The sequence below is a fragment of the Streptomyces sp. NPDC020299 genome (assembly GCF_044387825.1).
Lineage (GTDB): Bacteria > Actinomycetota > Actinomycetes > Streptomycetales > Streptomycetaceae > Streptomyces.
On record NZ_JBIRWL010000004.1, the window covers coordinates 25,029 to 41,098 of the forward strand.

At 70.6% G+C, this 16,070-nt stretch carries 10 protein-coding genes; 3 read left to right on the forward strand and 7 right to left on the reverse strand.

What is annotated here, in order from left to right; all coding sequences use genetic code 11:
• Positions 1-8: 8 nt before the first annotated feature.
• From gap to uvrC, 6 genes are all read right to left on the reverse strand, one after another.
• The gene (gene gap / locus ACH45E_RS11465) at positions 9-1,016 is read right to left on the reverse strand and encodes a type I glyceraldehyde-3-phosphate dehydrogenase (protein ID WP_361437052.1); all 1,008 of its coding nucleotides are present in this window, start codon (positions 1,014-1,016) and stop codon (positions 9-11) included.
• Between the two features lie 252 nt (positions 1,017-1,268).
• Positions 1,269-4,232 (reverse strand): M14 family zinc carboxypeptidase, encoded by a 2,964-nt coding sequence (locus tag ACH45E_RS11470; protein WP_361437055.1) that lies wholly within the window; start codon positions 4,230-4,232, stop codon positions 1,269-1,271.
• Positions 4,233-4,382: 150 nt separating this feature from the next.
• A complete protein-coding gene (whiA, locus tag ACH45E_RS11475; protein ID WP_361437057.1) occupies positions 4,383-5,372 on the reverse strand; it encodes a DNA-binding protein WhiA in 990 nt (329 codons plus the stop codon).
• Positions 5,363-6,430, reverse strand: a complete 1,068-nt coding sequence (yvcK, locus tag ACH45E_RS11480) for a uridine diphosphate-N-acetylglucosamine-binding protein YvcK (protein ID WP_361437059.1) — start codon at positions 6,428-6,430, stop codon at positions 5,363-5,365. Before yvcK ends, whiA begins: the two co-directional genes overlap by 10 nt.
• A complete protein-coding gene (gene rapZ, locus ACH45E_RS11485; RefSeq protein WP_361437061.1) occupies positions 6,427-7,422 on the reverse strand; it encodes an RNase adapter RapZ in 996 nt (331 codons plus the stop codon). Before rapZ ends, yvcK begins: the two co-directional genes overlap by 4 nt.
• On the reverse strand, positions 7,419-9,506 hold the full coding sequence (gene uvrC / locus ACH45E_RS11490) for an excinuclease ABC subunit UvrC (RefSeq protein WP_361437064.1): 2,088 nt from the start codon (positions 9,504-9,506) through the stop codon (positions 7,419-7,421). The genes rapZ and uvrC overlap by 4 nt, the downstream gene beginning before the upstream one ends.
• A gap of 305 nt (positions 9,507-9,811) precedes the next feature.
• Between uvrC and ACH45E_RS11495 the strand changes: the two genes are divergently transcribed.
• From ACH45E_RS11495 to ACH45E_RS11505, 3 genes are all read left to right on the forward strand, one after another.
• Positions 9,812-10,762: a hypothetical protein gene (locus ACH45E_RS11495; protein WP_361437068.1), complete on the forward strand. Its 951-nt coding sequence runs from the start codon at positions 9,812-9,814 to the stop codon at positions 10,760-10,762.
• Positions 10,763-10,848: 86 nt separating this feature from the next.
• Positions 10,849-11,880, forward strand: a complete 1,032-nt coding sequence (locus ACH45E_RS11500; protein ID WP_361437070.1) for a LacI family DNA-binding transcriptional regulator — start codon at positions 10,849-10,851, stop codon at positions 11,878-11,880.
• A complete protein-coding gene (locus ACH45E_RS11505) occupies positions 11,877-12,788 on the forward strand; it encodes a carbohydrate kinase (RefSeq protein ID WP_361437072.1) in 912 nt (303 codons plus the stop codon). The genes ACH45E_RS11500 and ACH45E_RS11505 overlap by 4 nt, the downstream gene beginning before the upstream one ends.
• Before the next feature lie 60 nt (positions 12,789-12,848).
• Here the strand turns inward: ACH45E_RS11505 and uvrA are convergent, their stop codons facing one another.
• A complete protein-coding gene (uvrA, locus tag ACH45E_RS11510) occupies positions 12,849-15,848 on the reverse strand; it encodes an excinuclease ABC subunit UvrA (RefSeq protein ID WP_361437074.1) in 3,000 nt (999 codons plus the stop codon).
• Between the last annotated feature and the right edge of the window lie 222 nt (positions 15,849-16,070).

Sequence of the window (16,070 nt, forward strand, 5' to 3'; positions counted from 1 at the left end):
TTCGGCGATCAGAGCTGGTTGCCGACGAAGACCGTCAGGTCGACGAGGCGGTTGGAGTAGCCCCACTCGTTGTCGTACCAGCCGATGACCTTCACGTTCTTGCCTTCCTGGACCATGGTCAGGGAGGAGTCGAAGGTGCAGGAGGCCGGCTCGTTGACGATGTCGGAGGAGACGATCGCGTCCTCGGTGTACTCGAGGAGACCCTTCAGCTCGCCCTCGGCGGCCTTCTGGAAGGCGGCGTTGACCTCTTCCTTGGTGACCTCACGGCCGAGTTCGACGACGAGGTCGGTGACCGAGCCGGTCGGGACCGGGACGCGCATCGCGATGCCGTCCAGCTTGCCCTTGAGCTGCGGCAGGACCAGCGCGGTGGCCTTGGCGGCACCCGTGGTGGTCGGGATGATGTTCTCGGCGGCGGCACGGGCGCGGCGCAGGTCCTTGTGCGGGAAGTCCAGGATGCGCTGGTCGTTCGTGTAGGCGTGCACCGTCGTCATCAGGCCCTTGACGATGCCGAAGTTCTCGTCGAGGACCTTCGCCATCGGCGCCACACAGTTGGTGGTGCAGGAGGCGTTGGAGATGACGTGGTGGTTCGCCGCGTCGTACTTGTCGTGGTTGACGCCCATCACGATGGTGATGTCCTCGTCCTTGGCCGGGGCCGAGATGAGGACCTTCTTCGCGCCGCCGGCGATGTGCTTCGCGGCGTCGTCCTTCTTGGTGAAGATGCCGGTCGACTCGATGACGATGTCGACGCCCAGCTCGCCCCACGGGATGTCGGCCGGGTTGCGCTCGGAGAGCACCTTGATGGTGTGTCCGTCGACGGTGATCGTGTCGGCGGTGTGGGAGACCTCCTGCTTGAGGCGGCCCAGGATCGTGTCGTACTTGAGCAGGTGGGCGGTGGTCGCGGTGTCACCCAGGTCGTTGACAGCCACGACCTCGATGTCTGCACCCTGCTCCAGCAGCGCGCGGAAGTAGTTACGTCCGATGCGGCCGAAGCCGTTGATGCCTACGCGGATCGTCACGAACCGATCTCCTCGTTGGTACGCCGGCCATGCGGTGCCGGCGAGCTGTGTTTGGGATGTCCCCGACCACCCCCGACCCTACCTCCCTGGGGCCCCGGTGGTGACATCCAGATGCCTCATACACGGCAGGGCGGTCCGTACCCGCCAGTAGGGGTACGGACCGCCCCGGTTCTGCGCCGGGATCACCCCGTTTCGTCAGGGAGTGTCAGTGCCGGCCGGGTGCCCGGATCACTCGTTCGTGAGCGCGTCGGCTCACTTGTCGAGTGCCGCGAGGGCCTTCTTCACCAGGGCTTTCCGGTCGGCCGCCGCCGGGACCTGTTCCAGGCCGAAGCCGAGCAGCACGGTCCGGTCCGTGGTGACCGCTCCGTACGTCTTGAACAAGGCTCCAGTGCGCGTCCAGTCCTTCAGGACCGCGGGGCTGCCCGGAGGCGGTCCGGAGGCCTTCCACGCGCCGAGCGAGGTCTCGAAGCCCTCGGTCTCCTTGGCCGTGCCGCCCACGACGAGCGAGGCGTCGTCGGCGAGTACGCCGTGTCCGCCGGTGCCCGGGTCGGTGATGTAGGCGATCGAGAGCTCGACGGACTTCCCGGCGTAGGCGCTCAGGTCGAAGCCGACCGACCGCCAGCCGTTCGAGCTGCCGGTGAGGCTGTTCCAGGAGCCGCTGCTGCCGGTCGCCGTGCAGCCGCCGGCCGCGACGGTCAGATAGTGCTTGAGCCACGGGTGCTCGCTGACCAGGAACCCGGCCTCGCACTCGGCCGGCACCGCCGTGGAGGTGGCGCCGCCCGCCTCCGGGAGCGTCGTCCAGTCGTCGGCGCCGGTGGTGTGCGCCTCGACCACCGCGTGGTCGTAGCCGGGCTCGGTGTCCCACAGCAGGCGGGTGCGCAGCGTCGGCTTGTCGGCCGCGCTGACACCGGTGAGGTCGATGGTGCGGGTGAGTCGCTTGTAGGCGTCGTCGGTGTGCACCGCCGCGGCCATGTACGAGCCCGTGTACGGCCCGTACGGGTTGACGGTCCCGGCGAACTGGCCCGCCCCCGCGCTGGCGAACTGCGGGTAGGCGGCCGTGGACAGCTCGTCGGAGGTGACGGAGTAGGTGCCGGCCTTGTCGAGCGGGTTGCCGGGCGCGTCGCCGAGGGAGCCGGTGAAGCCGCCGAGCGCGCCGGAGCCGGTGAAGCCGGTGGCCCCGGTGAGCGACGTGCGCGAGTAGGCGCCGAGGTAGTACTGGCTGAAGTCGTCGGACGGGGTGCCGTCGGCGAGGGCGACGCTGCCGCCGGCCAGTTCACCGGCCTCGATCAGCTTGCCGCCCTCGTTGAGGTAGGCGCGCAGCTGGAGCTGGGTGGCGTTGCCCGGGCCGGTCGTGCCGGAGTAGTGCACGACCGTGCTGAAGTACTTCAGCACGCCGAGCGCGTCGGGCGCTCCCTGCGTGGCGACGTCCCAGACGATCGCCTTGCGGCCGGCCGCCTTCAGCGCGTCCACGTACTTCTGCGCCTGGGTGGCGGCAGCGCCCTCTTCGGCGACCACGAGGGTGTCCGCCGCGGGCCGCTTGGCCACCGTGTACGTGAAGTGCGTGCTGGAGGTGCGCTTGCCGTCCCTCGCCCTGCCGGTGAACCACACCTCGACCTTGTCGCCGGGCTTGCCGCCCTGGACCTTGGCCCGGTACTCGTCGAAGTAGAGGTTGTCCTCACCGCCGTAGGTGTCGCCGCCCTTCCAGTGCCTGAGCGCCTGGTCCCTCGTGCGGCCGCCGTTGACGCGGTACTTGAGTTCCTTGTCGCGCACGGACTTGCGGACGACGACCGAGACCTGCTGGTCGGCGCCGCGCGAGTACGACGCCGGGAATGTCGCCGGGGTGAAGTCGGCGGCGCTCAGCCCGACCGAGGAGGCCGGTTTGTCGGGATGGGCGGCGGTCTCGGCGACGGAGAGCGCGAACGGGATGTTCTTGGCGAACTCCTGCTGGATCAGCTTCTCGTCGTCGGGGAAGTTGAAGACCGACTGGCAGTCGGAGGCCTTCCAGGCGTCGTTCGGGTCGAGGTTCGACGCGGTCTGACAGGTCGACATCTCGGGGGTGAACATCGCCATGCCGTTGACGTTGGAGGCGTGGCCGTCAGCCTCGCCGTTGGTGGTGTACAGCTCCGAGGAGACCTGCGGGTGGTAGCCCGGGATCGCGGAGTGGTCGGGGGTTCCGGCGAGTGCCTTGTAGAGGACGTCGTCCGGGGTCGGGGTGGCGACCTGCCAGCCGACGCCGTAGAGGAGCAGTTCGGCGGCGGAGTGGTAGTTGATGGCGTACGTGAAGCCGACGCGCTTCTCGAAGCCGTCGAGGGCCTTGGTCTCGGGCTCGGACTCGGGGCTCGCGCCGCGGTAGGTCTCGCTGGTGGGGTTGGGGGACGAACCCTCGTCGTCATAGCCCCACTTGTAGGCGAAGTTGCGGTTGAGGTCGACGCCGTCGCCGGTGGTGATGACCCCGTCGCCGTTGACGTCCCGCAGGTTCTTGCGCCACAGGCGGGTGGCGGAGTTCTTGAAGGTGTAGTCGTAGCCGTCGGGGTTGGCCGAGAGGACGAACCACAGCTCGGTCGAGTCGACGATCTTCTTGATCCGCTTGTCCGTCTTGTAGCCGGCGAGGTAGTAGTGCATCAGCCGACGGGTCATCTCCGGCGTGATCCACTCGCGCGCGTGCTGGTTGGACATATACAGCACGGAGGGCTTGGAGCCGTCCTTGGACCTCTTCGCGTTCTTGGTCAGTTTGAGCGCGAGGATGTCCTGGCCGTTGGTGGTCTTCCCGATGGACTCGACCTTGGCGAGGCCGGGGTTCTGCTGGGCGGTCCGGAGGATCTCCTCCTTCAGTCCGCCGCTGCCGCCGTAGGGGCGGAACACGCCCTGGGCCGCGTCCTCGACGCGGGTCGCGGCCCTGGCGGAAAGTGTGTGTTCGGTGAGGTCGACGCCCTGCTTCTCGAGCTTCTTCGCCTGCTGGTCGGTGAGATAGACCTCGACGGTGTGCTTGCCGGGCCCGGCCGTCTGCTCGCCGAGTTCGTTGCCGTCCTGTCCGGCCGCGAGCAGCAGCGGCACCTGCTTCTGGGTGACTTCGGCGCGGAACACCTTGACCTCGTTGTCGCTGTTGGCGTCAGCTTTGGTCGGGGTGCCGCTCTGTGCCTGGGCGATGGGTGCGAGGCTCGCTCCGCCGATGAGGAGCGCGCCGACAGCGAGGATCGATCTCGCTCTGTGACTCATGAACCCCCCTTGCCGTGGTCCGCCACAGCGGCGAACATCTGCCAGGCTCATGACACATCATGATCGAGTCAAGGGCGCCACACGGACAGCAAAACGCCGGTGCCGATCACCCAAGTGGGCTCGGACACCGGCGATCTGACAAGTCGTCAATCACCCGACCAGGTTGTCTGCCAGCTCCTCGGAGAGGTTGGCCTCCGTCCCCGGGATGCCGAGGTCCGAGGCGCGCTTGTCGGCCATCGCCAGCAGACGGCGGATACGGCCGGCGACGGCATCCTTGGTCAGCGGCGGGTCCGCGAGGGCGCCCAGCTCCTCCAGGGAGGCCTGCTTGTGCTCCATGCGCAGCCGCCCGGCGGCCGCGAGGTGCTCGGGGACCTCGTCGGCGAGGATCTCCAGGGCCCGCTGGACGCGGGCACCGGCGGCGACGGCGGCACGGGCCGAGCGGCGCAGGTTGGCGTCGTCGAAGTTGGCGAGCCGGTTCGCGGTGGCCCGCACCTCGCGGCGCATCCGGCGCTCCTCCCAGGCCAGCACGGACTCGTGCGCACCGAGCCGGGTGAGCAGGGCGCCGATCGCGTCGCCGTCACGGACGACCACCCGGTCCACGCCCCGGACCTCGCGGGCCTTGGCGGCGATGGACAGCCGGCGAGCGGCGCCGACCAGCGCCAGCGCGGCCTCCGGCCCCGGGCAGGTCACCTCCAGGGAGGAGGAACGCCCGGGCTCGGTCAGCGAGCCGTGCGCCAGGAAGGCCCCTCTCCAGGCCGCCTCGGCGTCGCAGGTCGCGCCGGAGACCACCTGCGGGGGCAGGCCGCGGATCGGGCGGCCCCGGCCGTCCACCAGACCGGTCTGCCGGGCCAGCTGGTCGCCGCCGGCGACCACCCGCACGACGTACCGCGAGCCGCGGCGCAGCCCGCCGGGCGCCATCACGATCAGCTCGGAGGTGTGGCCGAAGATCTCCAGGATGTCCCGCTTGAGGCGGCGGGCCGCCATCGCAGTGTCCAGCTCCGCCTCGATCACGATGCGCCCGCTCACCAGGTGGAGGCCGCCGGCGAACCGCAGAATGGCGGAGACCTCCGCCTTCCTGCAGCAGGTCCGGGTGACGGGGAGCCGGGAGATCTCGTCCTTCACCGCTGCCGTCATCGCCATGGGCCGATCCTTCCATGCATCCGAAAAATACGGTCGTACGCGGCGGCCAACAGCTCCGGGTCGTGCCTCGGGGTCCCGTCGGTCCGGGCCACGGGCGCCAGCTCGACCGCCGCTCCCAGCCGCTTGGCGGCCTCGGTGAGCGAGTCGCGGTCGGGCACGGCGGCCTCGTCGGCCAGCACCACGTCCAGGGCGAGTTTAGGGGCGTGTCGCCCCAAAACCTCCAAATGACGCTGCGGAGAGAAGCCCTCGGTTTCTCCGGGCTGCGGGGCGAGGTTCAGCGAGAGTACCCGGCGTGCCTTCGTCTCCGTGAGCGCGTCCAGGAGTTCGGGGACGAGCAGGTGCGGGATGACCGAGGAGAACCAGGAGCCGGGGCCGAGCACCACCCAGTCGGCGTCCAGGACGGCGGCGACGGCCTCCGGGACGGCGGGCGGGTCGTGCGGCACCAGGTGCACGGACTGCACCTCGCCCGGGGTGAGGGCGACGGTGGCCTGGCCGCGCACGGTGTCGACCTCCTCCGGGCGCTCCGGGTCGTGTCCCTTGACCAGGGCCTGGAGCTCCAGCGGCACGGCGGACATGGGCAGCACGCGCCCATGCGCGCCCAGCAGCTTGCCGACCAGGTCCAGGGCCTGCACATGATCGCCGAGCTGCTCCCACAGGGCGACGATCAGCAGGTTGCCGACCGCGTGCTCGTGCAGGTCGCCCTGGGACTGGAAGCGGTGCTGGATGACCCGGGCCCAGGTCTGCCCCCAGTCGTCGTCGCCGCACAGCGCGGCCAGCGCCTTGCGCAGGTCGCCGGGCGGCAGCACGCCCAGCTCGTCGCGCAGGCGCCCGCTGGAGCCGCCGTCGTCGGCGACGGTGACGACGGCGGTGAGGTCGCCGGTGATCCGGCGCAGCGCGGCGAGCGAGGCGGACAGGCCCATGCCGCCGCCGAGGGCGACGACCTTGGGCTGGGTGCCGCGGCGCCGCGGCCGGCCGCCGCGGACCTCCGCGGGCCGGCCGGCCCTGGCCTCGGGCACCATCCGGCGCAGCCTGCTCAGCCGCGGTGTACGTTCCGTCATTCCCGTCCCATGTCCCGGTGGACGACCACCGTCTCCACGCCCTCGGCCGCGAGACGCGCGGCGAGCTTCTCCGACATGGCGACCGAGCGGTGCTTGCCGCCGGTGCAGCCGATCGCGATGGTCACATAGCGCTTGCCCTCACGGCGGTAGCCGGCCGCGATGAGCCGCAGCAGTTCGGCGTACCGGTCGAGGAACTCCTTGGCGCCGGGCTGGTTGAAGACGTACGCGGCCACCTCCTCGTTGACGCCGGTGTACGGGCGCAGCTCCGGAACCCAGTGCGGGTTGGGCAGGAAGCGCATGTCCGCGACCAGGTCGGCGTCGACGGGGAGGCCGTACTTGAAGCCGAACGACATCACGGTGGCCCGCAGCTCGGGCTCCTCCTCACCGGCGAACTGGGCGTCCATCTTGGCGCGCAGTTCGTGCACGTTGAGGCTGGAGGTGTCGATCACCAGGTCGGCGTCACCGCGCAGCTCGCGCAGCAGTTCCCGCTCTGCGGCGATGCCGTCGACGATCCGGCCGTCGCCCTGGAGGGGGTGCGGGCGGCGCACCGACTCGAAGCGGCGCACCAGGGCCTCGTCGGAGGACTCCAGGAAGACGATCCGGCGGGTGACGCCCCGGGTGTCGAGGTCCGCGAGGGACTCGCGCAGATTGTCGAAGAAACGCCGGCCGCGTACGTCGACGACGACCGCGATCCGCGCCACGTTGCCCTGGGAGCGGGCGCCGAGTTCCACCATGGTGGGGATCAGGGCGGGCGGGAGGTTGTCGACGACGAACCAGCCGAGGTCCTCCAGACACTTGGCGGCCGTCGAACGGCCGGCTCCGGACATGCCGGAGATGATCACCAGCTCGGGGATGGCCGTGTCGGGGGCCCCGGCTGTCTCGCTGCCCGTACTCACCTGTGCTCCGTTGTCCTGGACCTGCTGCTGATCCTCACCGGTGTCCTTGTGTGCCGGATCTCGGTCCGCTGTGGGCTGTGCGTCGTGCTCGTTCATGTCTCCTGCCCCCGTCGTTCGTCCGGGGCGCCCGCGGGCACGGGCTCCCCCGAGTCACCCGCCGTCGTCTCGGGTTCCTCGTCTTCAATGATCTCTCCGGTCGCCGTGTTCACGGCGGGTGCGGCCGGGGCCGCCTGCGCGAGTGCCGCGGCGATGGTCTCGGCCGTCTTGCGGCCTATGCCGGGCACCTCCTGGATCTGCGTGACGGTGGCGGCCCGCAGCTTCTTCACCGAGCCGAAGTGCTTGATCAGCGCCTGTTTGCGGGTCTCACCGAGGCCGGGCACCTCATCGAGGGGGCCGGCGCGGAACCGCTTGGCGCGCTTGGTCCGCTGGTAGGTGATCGCGAACCGGTGCGCCTCGTCGCGGACGCGCTGGAGCAGATAAAGGCCTTCGCTGGTGCGGGGCAGGACCACCGGGTCGTCCTCGCCCGGCACCCAGACCTCTTCCAGGCGCTTGGCGAGGCCGCAGACAGCGATGTCGTCGATGCCGAGCTCGTCCAGGGCCCGCTGGGCGGCCGCGACCTGCGGCTGCCCGCCGTCGACGACGACGAGCTGCGGGGGGTAGGCGAACTTCCTGGGGCGGCCGTCGTCGTCCTTGAGTCCCTCCCTGACGTCGCCGTTCCCCATGGCTCCGTCGCCCGTGATGCCGTCCTCGGAGCCTTCGTCGACCCACTCGCCGGTCCGCTCCTTCTCGGCGAGATAGCGCCGGAAGCGGCGGGTGATCACCTCGTGCATGGAACGGACGTCGTCCTGCCCCGCGAAGCCTTTGATCTGGAAGCGGCGGTACTCGCTCTTGCGCTGCAGGCCGTCCTCGAAGACGACCATGGAGGCGACAACGTCGTCGCCCTGGAGGTGCGAGATGTCGTAGCACTCGATCCGCAGGGGGGCGCTGTCCAGTTCGAGGGCCCCGGCGATCTCTTCCAGGGCGCGGGAGCGGGTGGTGAGGTCGGAGGCGCGCTTGGTCTTGTGCAGGGTGAGGGCCTGCTGGGCGTTGCGCTGCACGGTCTCCATGAGCGCCTTCTTGTCGCCGCGCTGCGGGATGCGCAGCGAGACGTTCGAGCCGCGGCGGCCGGTCAGCCACTCCTGGACCGGTTCGACCGGCTCGGGCAGGGCGGGGACCAGGACCTCCTTGGGGACCGCGTCGCCGCTCTCCTCGCCGTAGAGCTGCTGGAGGGCGTGCTCGACCAGGGCGCCGGTGGTGACCTCCTCGACCTTGTCGGTCACCCAGCCACGCTGGCCGCGCACCCGGCCGCCGCGGACGTGGAAGATCTGGACGGCCGCCTCCAGCTCGTCCTCGGCCACGGCGATCAGGTCGGCGTCGGTCGCGTCGGCCAGCACGACCGCGTTCTTCTCCATGGCCTTCTTCAGGGCCTCTATGTCGTCGCGCAGGCGGGCGGCCCGCTCGTACTCCATCTCGTCGGCCGCCGCCATCATCTGCTTCTCCAGACGGCGCAGATACGTGCCCGTGCGGCCGGCCATGAAGTCGGAGAACTCCTCGGCCAGTTCGCGGTGCTCCTCGGCGGAGATCCGGTCGACGCAGGGGGCCGAGCACTTGCCGATGTAGCCGAGCAGGCAGGGACGGCCGGTGCGGGAGGCGTTCTTGAAGACGCCGGCCGAGCAGGTGCGCACCGGGAAGACGCGCAGCAGCAGGTCGACGGTGTCACGGATCGCCCACGCGTGCGCGTACGGGCCGAAATACCTGACGCCCTTCTTCTTGTGACCGCGCATCACCTGCACCCGGGGGAATTCCTCGTTCATCGTCACCGCGAGGTACGGGTAGCTCTTGTCGTCGCGGTACTTGACGTTGAACCGGGGGTCGTACTCCTTGATCCACGAGTATTCCAGCTGGAGCGCCTCGACCTCCGTGGACACCACGGTCCACTCCACGGACGCGGCGGTGGTGACCATCGTCCTGGTGCGGGGGTGGAGGTTCGCCAAGTCCTGGAAGTAGTTCGCCAGGCGCTGGCGCAGGCTCTTCGCCTTTCCGACGTAGATCACCCGGCGGTGCTCGTCTCGGAACCTGTAGACCCCGGGAGTGTCCGGGATGTCTCCCGGGGTGGGGCGGTAGCTGGAGGGGTCGGCCATGTCTCACACCCTACTGGCGAGGACCGACACCGCGACGGGCCTGTGGACGACGCCGTGCGCCTCCCGTCCGCCCGGGGGTCGCGCCTCGGCCAGGTATGTACGGCGGCCGAACGCGAGGTGTTGTCGGAGCAAGGTCAACACGCTTCAATGCGGGGGAACTCGGGGACCGTGAACGACGGCGCACGGATACGGCGTACAGATGTGCGGACGCACCGGCGCCGACGGGGTGGCCCCGACCGGGCCCGAGGGCCTGTTGCGCACGGTCTGACCAGCCGTAGTGAACCTTCACAGAAAGGCCCCTCTGCATGCCGCACGTCACACAGCGCGCGGACGTCGCCACCGCGGAACTGGACACGGCCCTGCGGGGCGGCCCCTTCCATGTCGCCCTGCGCGCCGCGATCGCCGCCCGCGGGCTTCCGCTCCAGCGCGTGCAGCACCACCTCTCGCGCCACGGGGTCAAGGTGGGCGTGACCAGCCTGAGCTACTGGCAGCAGGGCGCCCGGCGCCCGCAGCGCCCCGAGTCGCTGCGCGCCGTGCGGGCCCTGGAGGAGATCCTTCAGCTGCCGGACGAGTCGCTGATCCGGCTGCTCGCCGAGTCCGAGGAGAGCCGGGCCGCCGCACGCCCGGCGGCTGCCCGGTCGTACCGCTCCCTGGTCGAGGCCTCCGACGTCCTGGACCGGCTCCAGGCCGACCTGGGCTGGGCCCTCGACGGCGGGCTGCACACCCTCGGCCACCACGAGCGGATACGGATCGGCGCGCGCCGTGAACTGGCCGGACGCGAGTCGCACCACATCGTGCGCGCCCACCGGGACGGCGTGGACCGCTTCGTGGCCGTCCACCACGGGGACCCGGGCTGCGCGCCGCAGCGCATGACGATGCACGCCCTGGAGAACTGCCGCACCGGCCGGATCCGCTGGGACCGGGACAGCGGGCTGCTCGTCGCCGAGCTGCTCTTCGACACCCGGCTGCGGTCCGGCGACACCTTCCTCTTCCGGTACGGCGTCGAGGACGGCACGGCCGGAATGTCCCGCGAGTACGCGCGCGGCTTCGGCTTCCCCGGCGGCCAGTACGCCCTCCAGGTGCGCTTCGCCGCAGGGGCGGTGCCGGTGCGGTGCCACCGGTTCACCCAGCATTCGACGGCGGCCCCGCGCGGCGGGCGGCAGGAGCTGCCGCTCAGCGGGCTGCACCGCTCGGTGCACCTGGTCGAGCCGCGGACCCGGCCGGGCATCGTGGGCATCTGCTGGGACTGGGGCTGAGTGCCGGCCTCTTACGTGAACGCGTGGGGACGTAAGCGTTTGCGCAAGCGTTTACGTCAGGCGGCCGGTTGGGATATACCCGTCCCATGCCCACCATGGCCGACGTCGCCCGGAGTGCAGGAGTCTCGGTGGCGACCGTCTCGCACGTGCTCAACGGCACGCGCCCGGTGCTGCCGCACACGCGCCGGGCCGTCCTGGACGCCGTCGACGAGCTCGGCTACACGCCCAACACCCTCGCCCGTTCCCTGGTGACCTCCCGTACCCGCTCCATCGGGCTCGCGGTGTCGGCGATCAGCAACCCGTACTTCACGGAGATCCTCCAGGGCGTCGAGGCCGCCGCCCTGGAGGAGGGATACAGCCTCCTCATCGCCGATCCGCACGACGACCCCGCGCACGAACGCAAGGTCGTCCAGCTCCTCCACGAGCGCCGCGTCGACGGCATGATCGTCGCCCCGTCCGCGGACCCTCGCGAGCTCGTCGCCTATCTCGGCCGGCACGGCGTACCGGCGGTGTTCCTGGACCGGGTGATCGACGACGGTGCCGGCACCGGCCCGCGCTTCGACCAGGTCTGCGCGGAGAACACCGAACCGATGACCCGGCTCGTGACCCACCTCGCCGAACTCGGCCACCGCCGGATCGGACTGGTCGCCGGACTGCCCGGGCTGAGCACCACCAGTGAGCGGATCGCCGGCTACCGGCACGGCCTGGCCGCCGCCGGGCTGGCCCGCGACGAACGCCTCGAGGTCCGCGGCAACTCCGAGTCGGCGGGCGCCGAGCGGGCCACCGCGGCCCTGCTGGCGCTCACCCCCGCGCCCACGGCGCTCGTCACCGCCAACAACGCGATGACCATCGGCGCCCTGCGCGCCCTGCGCGCGCGGGGTCTGTCCGTGCCCGGCGACATCGCCCTGTGCTGCTTCGACGAATTCGCGTGGGCCGATCTGTTCTCCCCGCGGCTCACCGCGGTCGCCCAGCCCAGCAGGGACATCGGGGCGCGGGCCGTCCGGGTGCTCCTCGACCGCCTCACCGCACCGGACGGTCCCGCCCGGACCGTCCGGCTGCCCTGCTCCTTCATCCATCGCACGTCGTGCGGGTGCCCCGAGAAAGGAACCGACTCGTGATCGTCGTCGCCGGTGAGGCACTGATCGACCTGGTACCGCGGGGCCCGGGGCCCCTCGCGGGGCTGCAGCCGGCGCGCGGGGGCGGCCCCTACAACACGGCCGTGGCGCTGGGCCGCCTCGGCTCCCCCACCGCCTTCTGCTCCCGCACCTCCCTCGACGCCTTCGGCGAGGCCCTGCTCGACGGGCTGCGGCAGGCAGGGGTGGACGTCTCGGCAGTGCAGCGCGGCACGGAACCGACCACCCTGGCGGTCGCCACCGTCGGCGCCGACGGCTCGGCCGCCTACTCCTTCTACGTCGAGGGCACCGCCGACCGCCTGTTCACGGCTCCCGCCCGCCTTCCGGCCGGCACCCGCGCGGTGTCGTTCGGCACCTGCTCCCTCGTCCTGGAACCGGGGGCGAGCTCCTACGAGGAGCTGATGCGGACAGCGGCCGGGCAGGGCCTGTTCACCGCGCTCGACCCGAACATCAGGCCGGGTCTGATCCCCGACGCGGACGCCTACCGGGCGCGCTTCAAGAGCTGGCTGCCGTCGGTGACCCTGCTCAAGCTCTCCGAGGAGGACGCCCGGTGGCTGGGCGGCACCCCGGGCGACTGGCTGGCCGCGGGCCCCTCGGCCGTCGTGATCACCCGGGGCGGCGACGGTCTCACCGTCTTCACCCGGGAGGGGGCGGAGCACTCCGTACCGGGTGTGAAGGTCGACGTCGTGGACACCATCGGCGCCGGTGACACGGTGAACGCCGCCCTGCTGCACGGTCTGGCCGGCCAGGGCGCCCTCTCCCCCGGGGCCGTCGCCGCCCTCGGCGCGGACGGCTGGACGCGGCTGCTGCGGTACGCGGCGCGCGCGGCGGCGATCACCTGCTCACGGGCGGGAGCCGAGCCGCCGTTCGCCGCCGAGCTGGGGGACGTCTGACGGTGGAACGGGCGGTGCCCCGCGGAAAGTCGCCGCGGGGCACCGCTTCTTGCGTCACTCTCAGGCCTTGCGTGCCCGCGTCGTCCTCTTCGCGGGAGCCGCCTTCTTCGTGGTCGCGGCGGCCTTGCCGGTCGCCGTGTTGTTGGCGGCCTTGGCGGTCCGGGCCGTGGCCGTCTTCTTCGCCGTCGCCTTGACCGGCGGCGTGGCGTCGCTGATCGTCTCCGGCTGCAGGGTGTCCCGGAGGAACTTGCCGGTGTGGCTGGCCGGAACGCCGGCCACCTGCTCGGGGGTGCCCTCCGCGACGACGAGGCCGCCGCCGGCGCCGCCCTCGGGGCCCATGTCCACGATCCAGTCGGCGGTCTTGATCACGTCGAGGTTGTGCTCGATGACGATGACCGTGTTGCCCTTGTCGACCAGACCGGAGAGGACCTTGAGCAGCTTGCTGATGTCCTCGAAGTGCAGGCCGGTGGTCGGCTCGTCCAGCACGTAGACCGTGCGGCCGGTGGAGCGGCGCTGCAGCTCGCTGGCGAGCTTCACGCGCTGTGCCTCACCGCCGGACAGGGTGGTCGCGGACTGCCCGAGACGGACGTAGCCGAGGCCGACGTCCTTCAGCGTGTTGAGGTGCCGGGCGATCGCCGGGACGGCCTCGAAGAAGTCCGTGGCCTCCTCGATCGGCATGTTCAGGACGTCGGCGATGGACTTGCCCTTGTAGTGGACGTCCAGGGTCTCCCGGTTGTACCGGGCACCGTGGCAGACCTCGCACGGGACGTAGACGTCCGGGAGGAAGTTCATCTCGATCTTGATCGTGCCGTCACCGGCGCAGTTCTCGCAGCGGCCGCCCTTGACGTTGAAGGAGAAGCGGCCGGGCAGGTAGCCGCGGACCTTCGCCTCGGTCGTCTCCGCGAACAGCTTGCGGACGTGGTCGAAGACGCCGGTGTACGTCGCCGGGTTCGACCGCGGGGTGCGGCCGATGGGCGACTGGTCGACGTGCACCACCTTGTCGACCAGGTCGTCGCCGTCCACGCGCGTGTGCCGCCCGGGGACGTTGCGCGCGCCGTTCAGCTCGCGGGCCAGGTGCGTGTACAGGATGTCGTTGACCAGCGTCGACTTGCCGGAGCCGGACACACCCGTGACGGCCGTGAACACGCCGAGCGGGAAGGAGACGTCGATGTCCTGGAGGTTGTTCTCCCGGGCACCGTGCACGGTGAGCTGCCGCGAGGGGTCGCGGGGGCGGCGGATGTCCGGCACGGGGATCGACTTCTTGCCGGACAGGTACTGGCCGGTCTGCGACTCGGCGTTGGCGAGCAGTTCCTTCAGGGAGCCGCTGTGCACGACCTTGCCGCCGTGCTCGCCGGCGCCGGGGCCGATGTCGACCACCCAGTCGGCGACCTTGATGGTGTCCTCGTCGTGCTCGACGACGATCAGCGTGTTGCCCATGTCCCGCAGCCGGACCAGGGTCTCGATCAGCCGGTGGTTGTCGCGCTGGTGCAGGCCGATGGACGGCTCGTCGAGGACGTACAGGACGCCGACGAGGCCGGAACCGATCTGGGTGGCCAGGCGGATGCGCTGGGCCTCTCCGCCGGAGAGGGTGCCGGCCGCGCGGTTGAGCGAGAGGTAGTCCAGGCCGACGTCGACCAGGAACCGCAGCCGCTCGTTGACCTCCTTCAGCACGCGCTCGGCGATCTTCTTGTCGCGTGCGCTCAGCTTCAGCTCGCCCAGGAAGTCCGCGCAGTCGCTGATGGACATGGCGGAGACCTCGGCGATCGACTTCTCCATGATCGTGACCGCGAGGACGATCGGCTTCAGGCGGGTGCCCTCACAGGTGGGGCAGGGCACCTCGCGCATGTAGCCCTCGAAGCGCTCGCGGCTGGCGTCGCTCTCGGCCTCGCTGTGCCGGCGCTTGACGAAGGGGACGGCGCCCTCGAAGGGGGTGGTGTACACGCGCTCGCGCCCGTACCGGTTGCGGTAGCGGACCTCGATCTGCGTCTTGTGGCCGTACAGCAGGGCCTTCCTGGCGCGCTGCGGCAGGCCGGCGAAGGGGATGTCCGTCCGGAATCCCAGCGCGTCCGCGAGGGCGCCGACCAGACGGCCGAAGTAGTCCTTGGTGTGGCCGTGCGACCAGGGGTGTATGGCGCCCTCGTCGAGGGACTTGTCCTCGTCCGGGACGATCAGCTCCGGGTCGACCTCCATGCGCGTGCCGATGCCGGTGCACTCGGGGCAGGCGCCGAAGGGCGAGTTGAAGGAGAAGGAGCGGGGTTCGAGCTCCTCGAAGGACAGGTCGTCGTACGGGCAGTACAGGTGCTCCGAGTACATGCGCTCGCGCTCGGGGTCGTCCTCGGGGAGGTCGACGAAGTCGAGCACGACCATGCCGCCGGACAGCCCGAGGGCGGTCTCCACGGAGTCGGTGAGCCGGCGCTTGGCACTGTCCTTCACCGTGAGGCGGTCGACGACCACCTCGATGGTGTGCTTCTCCTGCTTCTTCAGCGTGGGCGGCTCGGAGAGCTGGATGGTCTGCCCGTCCACGCGCGCGCGGCTGTAGCCCTTGGTCTGGAGGTCGGCGAAGAGGTCGACGAACTCGCCCTTGCGCTCGCGCACCAGCGGCGAGAGCACCTGGAAGCGGCTCCCCTCCGGCAGCTCGAGGACCCTGTCGACGATGGCCTGCGGCGACTGGCGCGAGATCGGGCGGCCGCACTCGGGGCAGTGCGGCTTGCCGATGCGCGCGAACAGCAGACGCAGATAGTCGTAGACCTCGGTGATGGTGCCGACCGTCGAGCGCGGGTTGCGCGAGGTCGACTTCTGGTCGATGGAGACGGCCGGGGAGAGACCCTCGATGAAGTCGACGTCCGGCTTGTCCATCTGGCCGAGGAACTGGCGGGCGTACGAGGAGAGCGACTCCACGTACCGCCGCTGGCCCTCGGCGAAGATGGTGTCGAAGGCCAGGGAGGACTTGCCCGACCCGGACAGGCCCGTGAAGACGATGAGCGAGTCCCGAGGCAGGTCGAGCGAGACGTTCTTCAGGTTGTGCTCGCGCGCGCCACGGACGATGAGACGGTCGGCCACGCCGGTCCGCACCTTTCTTGAGAGAAGTGACAGGGGCGGGGCCCCCGTGCTTCTTCAGACTAGGGGGAGCCACTGACAACGCCGGTCGGATTCCAGGTTGCATAACAATCCCCGGCCATCCAGCATGCCCGACGCCACCCACGACCATATAGCACGCACATTCGATTTACGGCACAGCTTCACCACCTTCACCCGAACGGGTGGCGGGGCTAGGGTCAGCAG

Excerpts from the sequence above, each read along its gene's own strand:
- ACH45E_RS11470 (WP_361437055.1), bottom strand. The coding sequence starts at position 4,232 with ATGAGTCACAGAGCGAGATCGATCCTCGCTGTCGGCGCGCTCCTCATC.
- whiA (WP_361437057.1), bottom strand. The coding sequence starts at position 5,372 with ATGGCGATGACGGCAGCGGTGAAGGACGAGATCTCCCGGCTCCCCGTC.
- yvcK (WP_361437059.1), bottom strand. The coding sequence starts at position 6,430 with ATGACGGAACGTACACCGCGGCTGAGCAGGCTGCGCCGGATGGTGCCC.
- rapZ (WP_361437061.1), bottom strand. The coding sequence starts at position 7,422 with ATGAACGAGCACGACGCACAGCCCACAGCGGACCGAGATCCGGCACAC.
- uvrC (WP_361437064.1), bottom strand. The coding sequence starts at position 9,506 with ATGGCCGACCCCTCCAGCTACCGCCCCACCCCGGGAGACATCCCGGAC.
- ACH45E_RS11495 (WP_361437068.1), top strand. The coding sequence starts at position 9,812 with ATGCCGCACGTCACACAGCGCGCGGACGTCGCCACCGCGGAACTGGAC.
- ACH45E_RS11500 (WP_361437070.1), top strand. The coding sequence starts at position 10,849 with ATGCCCACCATGGCCGACGTCGCCCGGAGTGCAGGAGTCTCGGTGGCG.